Origin of the sequence: Flavobacterium azizsancarii (assembly GCF_027980145.1) — a bacterium.
GTDB classification, from domain to species: domain Bacteria; phylum Bacteroidota; class Bacteroidia; order Flavobacteriales; family Flavobacteriaceae; genus Flavobacterium; species Flavobacterium azizsancarii.
In genome coordinates, this window is sequence record NZ_JAMZNK010000038.1 from 16,569 (window position 1) to 35,740 (window position 19,172).

At 32.9% G+C, this 19,172-nt stretch carries 19 protein-coding genes; 5 read left to right on the forward strand and 14 right to left on the reverse strand.

From position 1 onward, the window contains the following. Positions 1-73 precede the first annotated feature (73 nt). From rluF to NJT12_RS18520, 3 genes are all read right to left on the reverse strand, one after another. Positions 74-925, reverse strand: a complete 852-nt coding sequence (gene rluF, locus NJT12_RS18510) for a 23S rRNA pseudouridine(2604) synthase RluF (protein ID WP_271337412.1) — start codon at positions 923-925, stop codon at positions 74-76. A 165-nt stretch (positions 926-1,090) separates the two neighbouring features. Further along, the gene (locus tag NJT12_RS18515) at positions 1,091-1,435 is read right to left on the reverse strand and encodes an antibiotic biosynthesis monooxygenase family protein (RefSeq protein ID WP_271337413.1); all 345 of its coding nucleotides are present in this window, start codon (positions 1,433-1,435) and stop codon (positions 1,091-1,093) included. Between the two features lie 10 nt (positions 1,436-1,445). After that, positions 1,446-2,594, reverse strand: a complete 1,149-nt coding sequence (locus NJT12_RS18520) for a cytochrome P450 (RefSeq protein WP_271337414.1) — start codon at positions 2,592-2,594, stop codon at positions 1,446-1,448. Positions 2,595-2,668: 74 nt separating this feature from the next. On the opposite strand from NJT12_RS18520, the gene NJT12_RS18525 reads away from it, so the two are divergent. Continuing rightward, complete coding sequence (locus tag NJT12_RS18525; RefSeq protein WP_271337415.1) at positions 2,669-3,349, forward strand: ArsR/SmtB family transcription factor; 681 nt, start codon at positions 2,669-2,671, stop codon at positions 3,347-3,349. A 156-nt stretch (positions 3,350-3,505) separates the two neighbouring features. Here NJT12_RS18525 and NJT12_RS18530 read toward each other — a convergent pair whose 3' ends face one another. The 3 genes from NJT12_RS18530 to NJT12_RS18540 all read right to left on the reverse strand — a co-directional run bounded on the left by NJT12_RS18530 (position 3,506) and on the right by NJT12_RS18540 (position 6,634). Beyond that, a complete protein-coding gene (locus NJT12_RS18530; protein WP_271337416.1) occupies positions 3,506-4,378 on the reverse strand; it encodes an alpha/beta fold hydrolase in 873 nt (290 codons plus the stop codon). Between the two features lie 378 nt (positions 4,379-4,756). Then, positions 4,757-5,536 carry a zinc ribbon domain-containing protein gene (locus NJT12_RS18535; RefSeq protein WP_271337417.1) on the reverse strand — a complete coding sequence of 260 codons (780 nt, stop codon included), beginning with the start codon at positions 5,534-5,536 and terminating at the stop codon, positions 4,757-4,759. A 3-nt stretch (positions 5,537-5,539) separates the two neighbouring features. Continuing rightward, a complete protein-coding gene (locus NJT12_RS18540; RefSeq protein ID WP_271337418.1) occupies positions 5,540-6,634 on the reverse strand; it encodes a Nif3-like dinuclear metal center hexameric protein in 1,095 nt (364 codons plus the stop codon). A gap of 168 nt (positions 6,635-6,802) precedes the next feature. Between NJT12_RS18540 and NJT12_RS18545 the strand changes: the two genes are divergently transcribed. Both NJT12_RS18545 and lpxK read left to right on the forward strand, forming a co-directional pair. Then, the gene (locus tag NJT12_RS18545) at positions 6,803-7,627 is read left to right on the forward strand and encodes a KilA-N domain-containing protein (protein ID WP_349769756.1); all 825 of its coding nucleotides are present in this window, start codon (positions 6,803-6,805) and stop codon (positions 7,625-7,627) included. Between the two features lie 44 nt (positions 7,628-7,671). Continuing rightward, positions 7,672-8,697, forward strand: coding sequence for a tetraacyldisaccharide 4'-kinase (gene lpxK / locus NJT12_RS18550; protein WP_271337419.1), 1,026 nt, complete (start codon positions 7,672-7,674; stop codon positions 8,695-8,697). A gap of 3 nt (positions 8,698-8,700) precedes the next feature. Here the strand turns inward: lpxK and NJT12_RS18555 are convergent, their stop codons facing one another. From NJT12_RS18555 to lipA, 3 genes are all read right to left on the reverse strand, one after another. Further along, complete coding sequence (locus NJT12_RS18555) at positions 8,701-10,872, reverse strand: tetratricopeptide repeat-containing hybrid sensor histidine kinase/response regulator (protein WP_271337420.1); 2,172 nt, start codon at positions 10,870-10,872, stop codon at positions 8,701-8,703. 28 nt (positions 10,873-10,900) lie between these two features. Continuing rightward, positions 10,901-11,899 (reverse strand): type I glyceraldehyde-3-phosphate dehydrogenase, encoded by a 999-nt coding sequence (gene gap / locus NJT12_RS18560; RefSeq protein WP_271337421.1) that lies wholly within the window; start codon positions 11,897-11,899, stop codon positions 10,901-10,903. Between the two features lie 91 nt (positions 11,900-11,990). After that, positions 11,991-12,857: a lipoyl synthase gene (gene lipA / locus NJT12_RS18565; protein ID WP_271337422.1), complete on the reverse strand. Its 867-nt coding sequence runs from the start codon at positions 12,855-12,857 to the stop codon at positions 11,991-11,993. A gap of 281 nt (positions 12,858-13,138) precedes the next feature. Between lipA and NJT12_RS18570 the strand changes: the two genes are divergently transcribed. Together NJT12_RS18570 and NJT12_RS18575 are read left to right on the forward strand one after the other, a co-directional pair. After that, positions 13,139-14,008 (forward strand): M48 family metalloprotease, encoded by an 870-nt coding sequence (locus tag NJT12_RS18570; protein WP_271337423.1) that lies wholly within the window; start codon positions 13,139-13,141, stop codon positions 14,006-14,008. 209 nt (positions 14,009-14,217) lie between these two features. After that, positions 14,218-15,099 carry a M48 family metalloprotease gene (locus NJT12_RS18575; protein ID WP_271337424.1) on the forward strand — a complete coding sequence of 294 codons (882 nt, stop codon included), beginning with the start codon at positions 14,218-14,220 and terminating at the stop codon, positions 15,097-15,099. Positions 15,100-15,166: 67 nt separating this feature from the next. Here NJT12_RS18575 and NJT12_RS18580 read toward each other — a convergent pair whose 3' ends face one another. The 5 genes from NJT12_RS18580 to NJT12_RS18600 all read right to left on the reverse strand — a co-directional run bounded on the left by NJT12_RS18580 (position 15,167) and on the right by NJT12_RS18600 (position 19,170). Then, positions 15,167-15,547: a PH domain-containing protein gene (locus tag NJT12_RS18580; RefSeq protein ID WP_271337425.1), complete on the reverse strand. Its 381-nt coding sequence runs from the start codon at positions 15,545-15,547 to the stop codon at positions 15,167-15,169. A 298-nt stretch (positions 15,548-15,845) separates the two neighbouring features. Further along, positions 15,846-16,667: an energy transducer TonB gene (locus NJT12_RS18585; RefSeq protein WP_271337426.1), complete on the reverse strand. Its 822-nt coding sequence runs from the start codon at positions 16,665-16,667 to the stop codon at positions 15,846-15,848. Between the two features lie 156 nt (positions 16,668-16,823). Beyond that, complete coding sequence (locus tag NJT12_RS18590) at positions 16,824-17,375, reverse strand: RNA polymerase sigma factor (RefSeq protein ID WP_271337427.1); 552 nt, start codon at positions 17,373-17,375, stop codon at positions 16,824-16,826. Further along, entirely contained in the window at positions 17,366-18,472 is a 1,107-nt protein-coding gene (locus NJT12_RS18595) for a glycosyltransferase (RefSeq protein ID WP_271337428.1), read from the reverse strand. The genes NJT12_RS18590 and NJT12_RS18595 overlap by 10 nt, the downstream gene beginning before the upstream one ends. 83 nt (positions 18,473-18,555) lie before the next feature. Beyond that, complete coding sequence (locus NJT12_RS18600; RefSeq protein WP_271337429.1) at positions 18,556-19,170, reverse strand: FMN-binding negative transcriptional regulator; 615 nt, start codon at positions 19,168-19,170, stop codon at positions 18,556-18,558. Between the last annotated feature and the right edge of the window lie 2 nt (positions 19,171-19,172).

Sequence of the window (19,172 nt, forward strand, 5' to 3'; positions counted from 1 at the left end):
ATTATTGACTGGAATGAATAACAAAATACCCTTTCGTTTTTAGCGAAAGGGTATTTTTATAAGATCAATTTATTTAATAGTCTCCTTTTTTCTTAAATCTCGGATCATCCTTTGAGATAAAATCGGTTCTTCGTTTAGGAACATCGTCTTTCGATAGAAAATCCGTTCTTCGTCTGGGAGCTTCAGGTTTTGGTAAGCTTGCTTCTTCGGTTTTGCTTGATGGTTCAATTAAATGATTTAATTCTTTAATTTCGTCATCAGTCAAATCGCGATAGCGTCCAACCGGAATATCTAGTGAAATATTGATGATTCTGATGCGTTTAAGCGCTGTAACGTCATAACCCAGGTATTCTGTCATTCTACGAATTTGGCGATTTAAACCCTGTGTTAAAATGATTTTAAAAGTAAATTGACTAATCTGTTCTACTTTACATTTTTTGGTCACAGTATCTAAAATCGGAATTCCATTTCCCATACGTTGTATAAAACGTTCTGTGATAGGTTTGTTTACCGTAACGGTATATTCTTTTTCGTGATTGTTTCTGGCGCGTAAAATTTTGTTTACGATATCACCATCATTGGTCATGAAAATTAATCCTTCACTCGCTTTATCCAATCGCCCAATTGGGAAAATACGTTTTGGGTAATTAATATAATCGACAATATTATTTCGAACTTCAAGATTCGTTGTGCATTCAATTCCAACAGGCTTGTTGAAAGCCAGGTATACTAATTTTTCGTGCTTCTCAACAATCAATTTTCCGTCAATACGTACTTCATCGTTTTGTGAAACTTTAGTTCCCATTTCAGGTACAACACCATTTATTGTCACGCGTCCTTCTTCAATAAGTTTATCAGCTTCACGGCGGGAACAATATCCTGTTTCACCAATAAATTTATTCAGACGTTTTAAATTCTCTTCCATAGTGCAAAAGTAAGCAAAATTTAGATTTGTTAGATCTTTAGATTGTTAGACTTCTTAGATCGTTGGATCATTTTGAATGCGACAAGTACTTCACTAAAAAAAAACTTAGCAACTTAGCAACTCAGAACCTCAGAAGCTAGAAAAAACCTTTATCCCTTTGAACCTTTATTCATGATAAGAAGAGCTGTCTTCCGGGGTTTCTTTCCGCTCAAACATTCCATAATCGCGAACAACTGTTGCGATTCTTAAATGATAATCTTTAAAAACTTCATTTTTTCCTTTTGCTTGTGCGTGACGGTGCATTTCCAGATTTCGCCATTGCTGGATACTTTCTTCATCTTTCCAGAACGACAATGACAAAACTTTTTCAGGATCACTAAAACTCTGAAAACGTTCTATCGAAATAAAACCTTCGATATGGTCTAATTCTGGTCGCAGGCTTGCAGCAATATTCAGATATTCTTCTTTTTTTCCTTCGTTAGGTATGACTTCAAAAATTACTGCTATCATATTATATTTTTTATTTTATCGAAATCCAGATAGTTTTAGGCAATCGGGTATTAATCAAGGGTTCATATTCTATATTATTCTCTAAAAGTGTAATTATTTTATGTTCATTAAATAAAAACCATAAAACTTCAGTTGCGAGGTTAATCGAAAAATGTTTGGCTAAGCACATATGACCACCAATCCCAAAAGTCAAATTCTCATTATTATTAAAACGTTCGATATCGAAATTGGATTCATTTTCGAATTTTTGCAAATCGCGATTGGCTGCAGCAAGAACTACCATTATTTTTTCGCCTTTTTTAATTGTTGTTTTTCCCAAAGTTATATCAGCATTTGCAATTCGTCTCGTATTATGAATTGGCGGATCAAAACGCAAAGTCTCTATAACTGATTTTTGTATTGTGGCTTTGTTCGAAAAAGTTTTGTGTTTGATAATTTGTAATAACGAATTACTCAAAATTCCGCGACCTGCATCATAACTCTGAATCAATAGACCTATTAAATTACTAATAGTTATTTTTTTAATTTCGTCAAGCGGAAGAACTTCTAATTCTGATATTTTGTTTAATAAAGGTTTATAGAAATCGAATAACAAAAGTTGTTTTTCGACAATAGAAAATATTCTCTCAGAAACTTGATTGATCAATTTTACTTCTTCTTTACTTTTATTCGGAAGCATTATTTTAACCAAAATTTCAATTTTATCTAAAATAAAAGCACAATCATTTGCTGTAAAACCAAAACTTTTTAAAACAACCAAAAGCGGTAATTTTTTGCAAACCGAATTTACCCAATCAACTTCATTTTCGATTAAATCATCTTTTATCAATTTATAAAGGATTGTATTGATGTCGACAGATTTTAAGTTCGAAAATAGCAAATTGGCAATTTCACGATTTATGGTATGTTGAATTTCATTAGACAATCTAGCCAAATTGTTCAAAATATCCAAAGCATGTTCGTTTAGCTTCTGTTCGTTATTTAGGTTTATAACGGGAATTAGAGCATCTGGATTTTTTAGAATTTCAATACAAGATTCATAGGAGTAAATTACCCAGATTTTGTTTTCTTCATCCCAGTATATTGGGTTTTTGCCCAACATCAATTGATAGATTGAATAAGGATCTTGCACATCAGACTGAAAGAATAAAGTAGTCATGTAGATTGTTTTTAGCAAAGTTATTTAACTTTACAAAAGAATACTTCATTCTATATTTAACTATGAAAGCCTAAATGGAAGATCAATTTATAAAAGCAGCAGGATTAATAGGAGACGCAACTCGCGCAGCAATAATGTGGACTCTATTAGACGGAAGAGCTTTTACAGCCACTGAACTTTCGATTGCTGCAAATACATCTCCGCAAAACATCAGCATGCATTTGGCCAAACTTCTTGAAGCAAATTTGCTTTGTGTAGAGAAACAAGGCCGTCATAAATATTATAGATTTTCAAGTAGAGAAGTGGCTTACGTTGTTGAGGCAATGGCGAACCTAATTCCCAAGCCTGAGATTTTTTCGCAAAAGAAAAACGAAAATTATCCTCCCGTAAAATATTGCAGGACTTGTTATGATCATTTGGCAGGAAAAATTGGTGTTGCTTTAGCCGACAGTTTATTAAAACAAAAAATAATAATCGAAAATGGTAATACTTTCGAAATTAGTACTGAAGGAGAAAAATGGTTTTCTGATTTTGGAATTAATTTAGAAGAAGCCCAAAAGCAAAAACGAATATTCTTAAAACCTTGCCTGGACTGGAGCGAAAGACGATATCATATTTCGGGCTCTATAGGAACTTTGTTATTGAATAAAATGCTGGAGCAGGACTGGATCAGAAGAACGGCCAATTCAAGAGCAATAATAATTACAGGAAAAGGAGAAAAAGAAATGTTGAAGTCTTTTAAAATAGTTGTTTAGATTTTTAAGCACAATCTTGTCATCCTGAGCGAAGTCGAAGGAATATCCAGAAAGTCGTCAATCTTTGTCGAGCTGCTTTCCTTCGACTTCGCTCAGGATGACAAAGAAAAGTAGATTTCTAAGAGAAAAAACTTAGTGCCTTAGCGACTTAGTGGCTCAGAACCTCAAAACATCAGAACCTTCCGAAAACAAAAACTCAATCACTTTATCATACAATTCATCATCGTGCATTCCGTGACCTAGACCTTTGGTTTCAATAAACTGACTATTTTTCCAATTGCTGGCAATTTTTTCACCTTCTGCAAAAGCTACAATTTTATCTGAGGTATCATGTGCGATTAGCCCCGCAACATTAAATTCAGATGCAAATTTTTGTCCGGAAAAATCGTCCAGCTTAAAATTGAAATGCGTTAAAAATCGACTTTCTAAAAGAGAATATACTTTAGTATTTAAACTCAGCATCGAAACGTAATTATTGATCAGCGTTTTTAAATCTGATGGAGCGCCAAGAATCACCATTTTATTAATGCTGGTGTTTGGGAATAAATATTGATGATAAACACAGGCTGCACCGCCAATAGAGTGACCAATAATTATTGTAGGCTGATATTTTTCAACCGCTTTATTGATAAATTCAGCATATAGCGGAACATTAAATTCTTTACCACTGCTTTGTCCGTGAGCCGGAGCATCAATAGCAATAATAGTGCTTCCTGATTTTTGAAGATGCGGTAAGGTTTTTTTCCAGCGGGCGGCATTACTTTCCCACCCGTGAACAAGCAGAATTTTAGTTTCATTGCCTTTCCAGATATAAGTCTGAAAATGATGTTCGTTATGATGAAACGTTTCAGTTTCGGTATTTTTTAATATTTTGGGTAAACTTTCTTTTTGTAATCTTCCAATTCTGGGTTGGCTGAAAAGTGCGTAAGAAAGTTCAACAGCTTTTTGCGGACGAACATAACTTAGAAAGTTAATATATGATCCAACCGATTTTAATGTAATGAAACGGATTCCTTTTTTAATTCCCAAAACTTAAATTTTTTATAAAGGTAAAAATATGATTTTAAACTTACTGAAAAAAAGTTTTGCCACAGATTAAAAAGATTAGCACAGATTGAAAATCCTATTAATCTTTTAATTGATCAATTCTAACACCTATGGAAAGAGAAAAAAAATTATCGCAGAGAACGCTAAGTTTTTTTATTCTTAGCTTTATAAAAAGGGAAAGTTCGCAAAGCTTTGTATTGATTTAGCTTTGCGAACTTTGTGCTTTCAAAAGCATTCTTAGATAAAAATCTTTGTGTTCTTTGCGGTAAAATTCTCCACAACATTTAGCGTTGATCTTAATCTGTGACAAAAAAAATTAAGTACAAAAAAAAATCCCGATTTAATCGGGATTTTAAATATTTAGAATTTCGAGAACAATTGTTCCATTTTTTCTTTTTCTTCTTCAGCTAATGCGCTGTCAACTAAAATTCTTCCAGAGTGCTCATCAGTAATGATCTTCTTTCTAGAAGCAATCTCTACCTGAGTTTGTGGGGGAATAGTGAAGAATGATCCTGCAGATGCTCCTCTTTCGATAGATACAACAGCTAAACCATTACGAACACTAGTTCTGATTCTAGTATAAGCAGCTAATAGTCTTTCTTCAATTTGACCTGAAAACTCAGCTGATTTCTCAGATAAGAAGATTTCTTCTTTTTGAGTTTCAGCCATGATAGCGTCAAGTTCAGATTTTTTATGTTTTAAGTGCGAACTTTTAGCGTCAAGTTTTTCTTTTAGATTAGAAGTAACTTCTTTCTTATGCTCGATAGAAGCTTTCATTTCTTTGATTTGCTTTTCAGCCAATTGAATTTCTAATTCCTGAAATTCAACCTCTTTAGTCAAAGAATTAAATTCTCTGTTATTACGAACTGATTCTTGTTGTTTTGTGTATTTTTTGATAACCTCTTTATGCTCATCAATCGCATTTTTCTTCGATTTGATAAGATCTTCAATAACCTCAAGTTCACTTTTCAGTTTCTCTGAACGCGTGCTTAAACCTGCAACTTCATCTTCAAGATCTTCCACTTCTAAAGGAAGTTCACCTCTCACGTTTCTGATTTCGTCAATTCTAGAGTCAATAAGCTGTAAATCGTATATTGCTCTTAACTTGTCCTCAACACTTAATTCTTTCGTATTCGCCATATTCTATAAGTACTTAACTGGATTTGTATTTTCTTCTGATAAAATGATGGCAAAATTAAGGATTTTTTTTCGAAGATAATCAACAATATAGTTTTTTGTATAGCGTTCGCTCTCAAAATGACCAATATCGGCTAAAAGTAGTCGGTTTTCTGCTTCGTAAAATTGATGATATTTTAAATCGGCTGTCAAAAAAGCATCGGCTCCGGACATGATTGCATTTTTTATCGCAAAACTTCCTGATCCGCCCAAAACAGCAACTTTCTTTATTTTTTTGCCTAAAAACGAAGAATGACGAATTCCATCGGCAATCATTTTATCTTTAACAAAATGTAAAAAATCTTTTTCATCCATTTCAGTTTCAAATTCCCCAATCATTCCCAAGCCAATATTCTGATGTGAATTCTCAAGATTATAAACTTCATAAGCGACTTCTTCATAAATATGATTGGCAAAAAGTGCTTTTAGAATTTTTGATTGCAAGTGTTTTTCGAAAACAACCTCAATCTTTATTTCGGTTCCGGTATGTAGTTTCCCTCGTTCTCCAATTACAGGATTACTGTCTTCATTTCCCTGAAAAGTAAAAAAACCTTCGGTGTTAAAACTGCAATTGTCGTAATTTCCAATTGTTCCTGCGCCAGCCTGAAACATGGCATTTCTAACTTTTTCTGAATTGTCAGCAGTAGTATAAGTTACTAATTTTTGAATGAAATTTTGTTTCGGAATCAAAACCTTAGTATTGGTTAAGCCCAAAGCATCACAAAATATCTTGTTCACGCCTGCTGAATGATTGTCTAACGCCGTATGAACAGCATAAATAGCGATGTCGTTTTTAATGGCTTTCAAAATCGCACGCTCTACATAATTTTTACCAGTTATTTTTTTAATTCCGGAGAATAAAATAGGGTGGAAGCAAACTACCAGATTGCAGTTTTTAGTAATGGCTTCGTCGATTACGGTTTCCAAAGCATCATGACAAACTAAAACTCCCGTACTTTCAGTTTCGCTATTGCCAACTAATAGTCCAACATTGTCAAAATCTTCGGCGTATGCCAAAGGTGCCATTTCCTCAAGAATTACTAATATTTCTTTGATTTTCATTATTGCTTTTTGTTTCAGGTTTCAAGTTTAAATTGTGGTTTAAAAACTTTGAACAAATTAACGAAAAATATTATACTTTCGTAAAATGAATATGCTTCGTGAGTTTTTTCTTGTTTTTGTGTTGTAGAAATATTGGAGGTATTGTTTTTTAAAATAGAAATATAATTTATGGCAAAATTGAATAAAATGGAGGTGAATGGTAATTCAATTTCATTGCTCTCGAACTTAGAGCAAGATTATATTTGTATAACTGATATTGCACGTTATAAAGATCCTGATCATATAGATGATATTATAAAAAATTGGCTGCGAAACAGAAACACGATTGAACTTTTAGGCTTTTGGGAAGTTTTAAATAATCCTGATTTTAACCCCGTCGAATTCGACGGGTTTAAAAAACAAGCTGGTTTAAATAGTTTTACTATGACTGCTAAAAAATGGATCGAAGCAACTAATGCCATCGGTATAATATCAAAAGCGGGAAGATATGGAGGAACTTATGCACATAAAGATATCGCATTCGAATTTGCTTCTTGGATTTCCATTGAGTTTAAACTCTATATTATTAAAGAGTTTCAGCGTTTAAAAGAGGATGAGAATAAAACTAAAAATTTAGATTGGAATTTACAAAGGACAATTTCTAAAATTAATTACAAAATACATACTGATGCAATAAAGGAAAATTTAATTCCGGTAATCTTAGCAGGAAATCAAAAGAATTTTATTTATGCAGATGAAGCTGATACGTTAAATCTTGCGCTATTTGGAAGAACTGCAAAACAATGGCGCATTGAAAATCCAAATCAAAAAGGTAATATCAGGGATATTGCATCAATAGAGCAATTAGTTGTATTGTCAAATCTTGAGAGTATTAATGCTATGTTGATACAACAAGAAATAGACCAAGCTGATAGATTATTTAAATTGAATGAAATTGCTATTATTCAAATGAAATCGCTTATAAATAATAAAACATTTGATAAATTGAAGTAACTAATAATTTTGTCGCAGAAAATTAAATATTATACTTTCGTAAAATGAACTTACTTCGAAAAATACTTTTCCCTTTCGCCGTTTTATACGGATTCATTACAAGCATTCGTAATTTTCTTTTTGATAAAGGAATTTTAAAATCAACTTCATTTGATATTCCGGTTATTGCAGTCGGAAATTTAAGCGTTGGCGGAACTGGAAAAACGCCTCAAATAGAATATCTTATTCGGTTATTATCTAATCGTTATAAAGTAGCAACTTTAAGTCGTGGTTATAAACGAAAATCGGAAGGTTTTGTTTTAGCCAGTGCAAGTTCAAATGCTGAGATTTTAGGAGACGAGCCTTTTCAGTTTTATCAAAAATTCCCAAATATTCAGGTTGCAGTCGATGCTAATCGAACAAACGGAATTACACAGTTGCTTTCTCAGAATGAAAAACCGCAAGTTGTTTTATTAGATGACGCTTATCAACACCGAAAAGTAAAAGCAGGATTTTATATTTTGTTAAGTTCTTATGGTGACTTGTATGCAGATGATTTTATGCTGCCAACAGGAAATCTTCGTGAAAGCAGAAGCGGTGCCAATCGTGCAAATATTGTGATTGTAACTAAATGTCCAAAGGATTTATCAGATGAAGAACAAGAACAAATTCGCCTGAAATTAAAACTTATCTGCTCACAGCAAATCTATTTTACTTTTATAGATTATGATGATTTTATATGTAATAGCAAAGAGGAAAAAATCGCTGTGAATGAAATTAAAAATGAATCGAAATTGCTTTTGGCAGGGATTGCAAAACCAACGCCGTTTTTTGATTATTTAAAAAATGAAAATGACGAATGCCTGACTTTTCCGGATCACCACCATTTTTCTGATTCAGATTTAGAAGCAATCCTAAATAAAGCACAAGGTAAAAAGATTATTACAACAGAGAAAGATTATGTACGTTTAAAGGATTCTAAACTTATTTCGCAATTGTATTATTTGCCAATAAAAAGTACGTTTATCAATTACCAGCAAAATTTTGATGCAACAATTTTGGAGTATGTCAAAGTTAAATTAGGATCTTAGGACCTAATCAAAAAATTTCGCAATGGTACTGTAAAATTCCTCCGGAACAAATGGTTTTGTAATCACATCGTTCATTCCATAAGATAAAAGCATATCTCTGTTTTCGTCAAGCGAAATAGCTGTTAACGCAATAATTGGAGTTGTTTTATCGAATTCCCTGATTAATTTTGTAGCAGTGGTTCCATTAATTCCAGGTAAATGAACATCCATTAAAATCATATCAAAGCGTTTTATTTTTAAAAGCTCAACAGCATCTTCTCCATTATCTATGATTTCGCAGGAAATTGCCTTGTTTTCAAGCATCTTTCGAGTAATCATTTGATTGATTTTATTGTCTTCAATCAATAAAATTGATTTATTCTTTAGTTGATTGTCATTGTATGGTTTTTTTTCTTCCACTGCTTCAAGAGGTTCTTTGTTAATTTTAAAATCTAATTTAAAGGTAAAAGTAGATCCTTTACCAACTTCGCTTTTTAGTTTTATTTCTCCACCTAAAAGTTCAATTAATTTTTTTACAATTGTAAGTCCTAAGCCTGTTCCGCCATATTTTCGGTTTACTTCTATTGACCCTTGAGAAAAGCTTTCAAAAACAGTTTGCAGTTTATCTTCCGGGATGCCAATTCCTGTGTCTACGATTTCAAAATAAACTGTCGCCTGCTCTTCAGTTATTCCATATAGTTTTGCAATCACATTTACGTTTCCGTTTTGTGTAAATTTTAAGGCGTTATTGATTAAATTAAGGATGATCTGCGATATTTTAGTAGGGTCTCCAATTAAATTATCCGGAATTGCTTCGTCGATTTCAAGGTTAAAATAATTTTTATTGGCCGTAGCAAGTTCCTTTAAAGAACTTTGAATGTTGAATAATAACTCTTTTAAGTTAAAGGTAATGTTCTCTATTTCTACTTTAGTGGAGTCAATTTTATTGATTTCAAGAATCTCGTTAATGAAAGTAGTAAGATAGTTTCCTGAGAATTTTAAAGATTCTAAGTATTTTAATTGTGTTTTCTTGGGATTGTCTTCCAGTAATAAATGAGTAATTCCGTTAATAGCGTTTAATGGAGTTCGAAGTTCATGACTTACAGTAGAGAGAAACTCTGATCTGGCTTTTGATGCTTTTTCGGCTTTATTTTTGGCTAAAATAAGTTCTTTGTTCTTTTCTCTTAGAAGTAAATTATTTTGATTTCGAATAATATTATTTTTATACAATGCCAGGCTCAAAAGCGATAAAATTGAAATAAGGGCAATAGCAAGAATGCTTACCAACTTAGAGTATCGATAGGTTTTTAATTGAATTTTCTCTTCGCTTTCTCTTTTAATTGTATTGTTTAAAGATTGATTTTTTTTAAATTTTTCAAATTCATTTAGATCTAGCTTGGCATTCTTTAATTTCAGGATGTAATTTTCGATCTGATAATGTTCGTCCAGATAAGAGTAGGCGAGATCAAAATTTTTATTTTGCTTGTAATACTTACTTATTGCTAATATAATTTTTGATTTTTGCTTTAAGTCATTGCTTTTTTCGTTGTAGTCTAAAGCATTGTCAAAATAAATGATGGCAGAATCATTTCGCTTAAGCTGAGTTTCAATTAACCCAAGTTGGTAGTAAGAATTAGTTTTTGTTTTTAAAATCGCAGGATTATCCGGCTTTTTTGTTATTTCACGAAAGGTGTAGGCAGCAAGAGGTAAATTTTTATTTGTTTTTAAAGCCACTGCTTTCTGGTATTTAAGAACTTCAGCCTGATCAACGATTTTTAACTGTTTCAAAAGATCATCTGCTTTCTTGTAGTAAATCTCAGCAGTTTTATAATCGCCTTTAGCGGTATTCGTTACGCCTATATAATGCAATGCTAAAACTTTGGTGCAAGTTGGCTTTAAGGTTTCAAACAAAGAAACACTTTTGTGAAAGTTTTTTAATGCCTCATCATACTTTTGTTTGTTGTAATAGATTTTACCAAGCTTGAAGGTTTGATTGGCCAAGCTTTCGGATTTTTGGTTTGCTTCGCAAAAGTTGATTGATTTTTTAGTGTAAAATACTGCCTGATCGTATTTTTTATTGTTAAGATTACTTTTTACCAGCTTATTGTAATAGATAACACTATCCGTATTCTTTTTAGTTTGAGAATACAAAAATGAATTTAAAAAACAAAAAAGAATAAAATAGTGGTATTTCATGTATTGCAGCGCTTTTACAATGAATTTTTTATGTTTTTCTTATAAGTAAAATCAAATCGATTAATCTTGATGAATAGCCAATTTCGTTGTCATACCAACCCACAACTTTTACCATTTTATCAATAACGGAAGTTAATTGTGCATCAAATAAACACGAATGTGTATTGCCAATTACATCAACAGAAACAATAGGATCTTCTGTATAATCTAATATTCCTTTTAAATTTGTTTTTGAGGCTTTTTGAAATGCTTTGTTTATTTCTTCAATTGTAACAGCACGTTTTACATTAAACGTGATATCTGTCAGTGAACCATCAGGAACAGGAACGCGAATTCCGCAACCCCCGATTTTTTCATGCAATTTAGGAAAAATTTTTGTTAATGCCTTAGCTGCGCCTGTAGTTGTTGGAACAATTGACTGACTTGCGCCTCTGGCACGTCGCAAGTCCTTATGTGGCTGGTCGTGAAGGCTTTGGTCAGTAGTGTAAGAATGTATCGTTGTGATGTATGCTTGCTCAATTCCGCACAATTCGTCGATGATTTTTATCATCGGAGCAGCATTATTTGTCGTGCAACTTGCATTGGAAACTATATCTTCGCTGCCATCCAGAATATTTTCGTTAACGCCTAAAACTACCGTTTTAATACTATCAACTTCTGATGGCGCCGAGAGGATTACTTTTTTTGCTCCGGCTTCAATATGCGCGTTAAGTTCTTCGTGCGTTTTATATTTTCCTGTAGATTCTATAACAAAATCTATATTATGGCTTTTCCAGTCTAATTTTGAAATGCTTTTTTCGTGAAAAAACAGATAATGCTGCTCATTCACAATTATTCCTTTCTCGTCATGACTTACGATAAAGGGCAGGACACCATGGATGCTATCGTATTTTATCAAATGCGCCATGGTTTTGTTATCGGCGATGTCGTTGATGGCAACAACTTCAATGTCAGGATGGTTTAAAAGTAAACGGAATAAATTTCTCCCAATTCTTCCAAAACCATTAATAGCAATTCTTGTTTTCAAGTGCTTTATTTATTTGTTTAAATTGTTCAATCGTTTGTTTGTTTAATCGCATTGGCGGCTAAACAAACAAACGATTGAACGAATAACTTTTTTATAAAATATGTTTTTGTGCTTTGTATGAAGAACGAACCAATGGTCCGCTTTCGACATGACGGAACCCTAACTCAAGACCAAATTTTTCATATATAGCAAATTGATCAGGCGTTATGAACTCTTTTACAGGTAAATGTTTTTTACTTGGCTGCAGGTATTGGCCAATAGTAACAACATCAACATTTGCATTGCGTAAATCTGTCATAGTCTGAAAAACTTCCTCTTCAGTTTCGCCAAGTCCTAACATGATTCCCGATTTTGTTCTATTGATTCCCTTTTCTTTCAGGTAACGCAACACTTCTAAGCTACGATCATATTTAGCCTGAATACGTACTTCACGAGTTAAACGGCGAACCGTCTCTACATTGTGTGACACTACTTCAGGATTCGCTTCTATAATTCGGTCAAGATTTCTTTCGATTCCTTGAAAATCAGGGATTAAGGTTTCAAGAGTAGTATTAGGATTCATTCTTCGGATTGCCTTTACAGTTTCAATCCAGATAATAGATCCGCCATCCTTCAAATCATCTCTGTCAACACTTGTAATTACAGCGTGTTTAATGTTCATGATTTTTATAGAACGTGCTACTTTTTCAGGTTCATCCCAATCTACCGTTTCAGGTCTTCCGGTTTTTACACCGCAAAATCCGCATGAACGCGTACAAACATTTCCTAAAATCATAAAAGTCGCCGTTCCTTCGCCCCAGCACTCACCCATATTTGGGCAACTTCCTGAGGTACAAATAGTGTTTAGGCTATATTTATCGACTAAACCACGCAGTTCAGTATATTTTTGTCCAATAGGTAATTTAACCTTTAACCATTTAGGTTTTCCGGTTGGTATATTTTCAATGACTGTTTCCATATATCAAAATTCAAAGTACAAAGATACGGAATGTAGTTTATTTGGAGATGCTAATTTAATTTTCGTTTCTTTTAATCTTATTTTTTAAAATTATGAAGTTGAAATATTAATTATTTAAATTTATATACGCTATATGGTTTGTTTTCTTATTCTTTTTTAAGATTTAGACATTTTAATTTGATTTTTTAAATTCTGTCTTATTCTGTTATAAATTTATCGTCTTAAGGCAATTAAAAATTTATTGCGTAGTATTTTTGCTGTTAATTTTAAGTTTAAGAAATATGAGAAAAAGATTTATTGTATTGGGGATTTTATTGACAGTTTTTAGTTTTAGTGAAATGAATGCGCAAAAACTTTCATATAAAACTATGGGAGCTTTAGGCAAAGGTGTTTCAGGGTTTACTTTTAGCGATGCAGATGCTGCAGCTTTGGCTAAGGAATCGGTTGCTGAATTGGATGCAAACAACCCTGTCGCCGGACCTGAGGATGGTTATTCAATTCGATTAAATCGTTTATTTGGAAAACATATTTCTAGTGAAGGGGTTAATTTAAATTATAAAGTTTACGTAGTAAAAGACATCAATGCTTTTGCTTGTGCAGATGGAAGTGTGCGTGTATTTGCAGGTTTAATGAATATTATGGATGATAACGAATTACTTGCAGTTATTGGACATGAAATTGGGCATGTAGTCAATCACGATACCAGAGATGCTATTAAAGCAGCTTACAAAAAAGAGGCTTTATTAGATGCTGCTTCGTCACAATCAGGAAATATAGAGATTCTAACAGGATCTCAATTAGGAAAAATAGGAAGCGCAATGATCGACAGCAAGCACAGTAGAAAACAAGAGTCGCAAGCTGATACGTTTTCGTATGATTTTATGAAAAAAAATGGTTATGATGTGAATGCAGTGGAATCAGCTTTTAGGATTCTTCAAAATTTAAGTGAAGGAGCTGAATCTTCTTTTATGACTAAAATGATGAGCTCACATCCAGATTCTGGTAAAAGAGCAGATGATGCTAAAAAAAGAGCAACAAAAGAGGGTTTGTATAAAGCTTATGTACAGCAGAAAATTGATAATACTGCACCTGTAAAAGCGAAAACAGCAACAAAAACAACCGCTAAAAAAGCAACCGCAAAAAAGAAGTAATTTTTAAATAAAGTAAAAAAAACGGCAGATTCTCCAAAGAATTTGTCGTTTTTTTTTGTTGTACTGGCAAGTGCTATTAATAATAGTTACATATCGTTATACAGCTCATTTAAAATTTATACCTTTATTTGTTAAAAAACAGATTTAATTGAAATAGAAATACACTAACATTGTAATACATTTGTTGTTAAATTGTAATAATATAAAACATGAAAAAGAAATTTATTGTATTGGGAGTTTTGTTTGCCACTTTTGGTTTTACTAAAATGAATGCGCAGATTAATTTTGGAGATAAAGCTATTGGAGCTGTTCAGAAGGGTGTAACCGGTTTTACATTTAGTAATGCTGATGCGGCAGCATTGTCTAAAGCTGCAGTGGATAAAATGGATGCTGAGCACGAAGTTGCAGCAGCAACAGATCCTTATGCTATAAGATTAAACAGGGTATTTGGAAAATATACTGCTGGTGACGGATATACTTTAAATTATAAAGTTTATAAATTAAAAGAAGTAAATGCTTTTGCAACTGCAGACGGAAGTGTACGTGTATATTCAGGGTTAATGGATATCATGGATGATAATGAGTTACTTGCAGTAATTGGTCACGAAATTGGTCACGTTGCTAATAATGATTCGAGAGATGCTATAAAAGCGGCTTATAAAAAAGAAGCTTTAATGGATGCGGCGGCTTCACAATCTACAAAGTTAGCTGCAGTTACAGATAGTCAATTAGGGAAAATAGGAAGTTCTATTATTGATAGTAAATTTAGCCGTAAACAAGAAGCTGAGGCAGATTTGTATTCGTATAATTTTCTAAAAAAGAATGGTTATGATGTGAATGCCGAAGAATCTGCTTTCCGAATTTTGGCTAAGATGAGTGAAGGAACCGAAGCATCATTTATTGATCAGATGATGAGCTCGCACCCGGATTCAAAACAAAGAGCTGAAGATGCTAAGAAAAGAGCTGAGAAAGACGGTTTGTATAAGCCTTATGTACAGCAAAAAATTGTAAATACTGCGCCGGTTGCGACTAAAGCTACAACAACTAAAAAAGCGACGGCTACGAAAAAAACAACTGCTAAGAAGAAATAATAATTTCTGTTAGAAAAATAAATTCCGATGAGTTTCTTAGAAATTCATCGGAATTTTTATTTTAAGATTAACCTAAAACGTGAAAAGCCAATACTTTTTGTACGTCGTACACATTTACAGATTTGTTGAATTGCTTAACAATACTAGGATGTAATTCGCTGGAAACCCAAATTTTCAATTCGGCATCAAGATCAAAAGTTCCGGCAGTTTCCACACTAAAACGAGTAATGCTTTTGTATGCAATTGATTTGTACTCGGTTTTACTGCCTGTGATTCCTTGTACGTCAACCAGAATTAATCTTTTGTTAGTAAAGATAAAGGTATCGCGGATTAGTTTAAAACCCATTTCGATTTCTTCATTATCCGTTAAAAGTTGTCCGTATTTTTTAAGTAAATCGTCCTGACTTACTGAACCAGCGTTGCCTAGAATAGCTGAAAATATTCCCATGTTTGAGTTTTTAGTTTAATAGCTTTTATTTCCCTTTTTAAGGTGTTGCAAAAGTAATTAAAATAAAAAATAATATCGATTTTCTAAAGCATTAAGAGATAAAAAGATTAAGGGTTTCCTTTCTGAAAAACAAATTAAGAGAAGTCGCAAAGTTTTCTTTTTTTAAGTTTTAAAGTTTGCTCTTTTGCATGAAATTAATTGACTAGATCAAAAAAGCTTTCTGATTTTCTTAATCTCTTATTCATTGCAGTTAAGGCATAAAAAAAGCAGAACCTAAATTCTGCTTTTTTAATATTTATTATTGTGCTTCCGTTTTTATTGTAATCGGAAGGTTGTATGCAGTTCTAACCGGTTTCCCGTCTAATACTCCCGGAATCCATTTTGTTTTTAATGATTTTAGTACTCTTATTGCTTCTTTTCCAAGTCCGTAACCAGGATCATTTTTTACCATAATATCAGTGATAGAACCATCTCTTTCGATTACGAATGAAACGTATACTTTTAATGTTCTGTCGGCATCAAGTTCTGGTCTGTTAAAATTGTTTCCTACATAAGTATAAAACTTTGCCATTCCTCCTGGGAATTCAGGCATTTTGTCTAAAAGTGCTGGAATTAAAGGTTCATTTGTTGAAGGTGTAACAGCTTCACCGCCAGTTCCGCCAGTAGATGGTATTGCATTAGTAACAGGTCCTGTTCCTGCTCCTGGATTTTCTACTACGGCGACATTGTTTGTGTTAGTCGCAATTTCAGGAGCTGCCTGATCTACCGCAGCAACAATAGGATGTGACAACTGAACACCAACTACAGGAGCTGCAGGAGTACTTTGTTGTGGGGGAGCAATTGGCTCTGTTTGTTGTGGCTGAACAATAGTTCGGTCGATAATAACAGGTGTCATTGGATCTGTAAAAACAGTTGGTACCTCTACGGGAACTACCGTCCTAAATTTGTTGATTAAAATTGATACACTTCCCAAAGCTGCTAATAATAGCAAACCCATAAATAGAGCAGTAATGGTGGTTTTTGAATTCTCCTGGCGTAATTGATACGCGCCGTACTCCTGATTTTTGTTTTCGAAAACAAGATTGGTCCAGCTTGCTTCGTAGATACTTGATTTAGACATAGTTTATGGATTTTAAGGTTAAGTAACATTTAAATCATACGCAGTAAGGTTTTGGGTTTAGCTAACAACAGGATTGTTGTAGTTTTAAGGTGTGGATAATTTATCTTTTTAAGAATAAATCGAATAATATTTTATTCTTTAACTAAAGATAATAAATTATCTATTACGTTCGATAATTTCTGCTAATAATTTTTTAGCCCTAAGTAGTTTTACTTTTACATTGCTCAAAGGTTCATCGATTTTAAGTGCGATTTCCTGATACGTCATTTCCTGAAAATAACGCAGCTGAATTACTTCCTGATAATGTGGTTTTAGTTCTTTGATGCATTGCAGTAAGCGTGAAAGATTTTGCTCTTTAATCAAGGCATCTTCTGCAGATGGAGTAGGGTCGGCAATGTTGTAAGCCTGCTGATCTTCAGAATCAGTAATTTCTATAAAAAGATTGGTTTTCTTTTTACGTAATAAATCAATATATACGTTTTTTGCAATAGCAATTAACCAGGTGTTGAATTGGAATTCAGGGTTGTAAGATGCTATTTTATCAAAAGCTTTTGAGAAAGTTTCAATGGTAATATCTTCGGCAGTAGTTTCATTTTCGGTACGCTTTAACATAAAGCCATACACTTCATTCCAGAAATAATCTAATAAAAAAGTAAAGGCAATTTGATCGCCTTTTTTTGCTTTTTCTATTTTAGAATTTATTTCCAATATACAGGTTTTGAAAAGATATTAGTTATAAAGATATTAATTTGCGTGAATATAAGCGCTATCTCTACAATAGGAAACCAAATTTTAAGGTCATTTTCTTTTAATTTTCCTGCAGAACACCCAATTATAGTCCAGACAACTGTATAGCGTGTTGCTAAAATTGCCAGTACAGCAATCCATTGAAATTGGAATGCCAGTAAAAGGATTACTAATATGAAGAAAAATAATTGTGAAATAAAGAATAAACCTAATTGTATTTTATCGAATGATTTATAATATTGCGTAGTAGAAACACGTCTTCTTTTTTGCGTAAACCATTCTTTGTAGGTTTCTTTTGGTTTAGAGTACGTGAAACTTTCCGGTGTATATGATATTGTCGTATTGTTTTTGTTTGCAGCCTGATTGATAAACAAATCATCGTCGCCCGAGCGAATTTGGATATGTTCAATAAATCCGTTTACATTGAAAAACTCTTCTTTTTTGTACGCCAAATTTCGTCCAACTCCCATGTACGGAAATCCTAGTTTTGTCCACGAGAAATATTGTACAGCTGTTAAAACAGTTTCAAAACGAATAATTTTATTCAATAAAGAACGCTCTATTTTCTCGTAGCCACTATATCCCAGAACAATTGTTTTATTCATTGTAAATTGAGAAGTCATTGATGTAATCCATTCTTTTGACGTTGGATAGCAATTTGCGTCTGTAAATAGTAGATAGTCTTTTTTTGATGCTTTGATTCCTAGTGTTAAAGCATATTTTTTATTACCCCAGAAAGCCTCATTGTTTTTTACTTTTACCAAACGAATGTTTGGGTATTGTTGTTCAAATTGCTCAAAAACCTCTAATGTTTCGTCGCTTGAAGCATCATCAATCAAAACAATTTCAAAATCAGGATAATTTTGTTCTGCTAATATTGGAATATATTTTTTTACATTTTCTTCTTCGTTTTTCGCACAAACTATTACTGATACCGGAATTCTCTTTGGAGTAATATTTTGAGGTTTGCTAAAAGCAAACTTTCCAAAAACACCTAGATAATAAGAAAGTTGTACGACAACAATAGCAATAAAAAAGTAAAAAATGAATGTAAGCATCTGATTTTAATGTCTTTTAATTTTTGAATCTTGCGAGTGCAAATGTACTTATGAAATCCTAAATTTCAATGGCTAAAGCTGATTTACTTTTGGCATTTCATCATTTCTTTCGCAACAGCAATAGCCTGAGGGTTTTCGGTTTTTTCTAATTCCGAAATAATGTTTTTATAATTATTCTCGTCCCGATTTTGCGATAGTTTTTTAGTAGCCTGAATTTCATCAATTTCAATTTCAAAGCCAAAAATCCCTCTGGCTTCGCGCATCGTTTTTGTAGACAAATCTTCGACGCGAACAGGGTTTGCTGAACTGGCCTCGTACTTATCAACTAATTTTTTAAGCTGTTCAATTGAAGTGGCTTCATCAACAATTTTTATTCGCCCATAAACGTGTACGGCTATGTAATTCCAGGTTGGTACATTTTCATGATCGTACCAGGAAGACGAAATATAACTATGCGGACCAGTAAATACTGCCAATACCTGATCGTTTTCTGCAAAACCTTCTGCTTGTGGATTTAGTTTTGAAAGATGCCCTTGCAGAATTTCTTTTCCGTCTGCATTAACTTCTAGTTCTATTGGAATATGTGTTGCACATAATTTTCCGTGAGTTTGATTGATCAGGATTCCAAAACTATTTTCTTTCAAAAAAGTTCTGATTGATTCCGGGTCTTCGTCTTTGTATATTTTTGGAGTATACATTT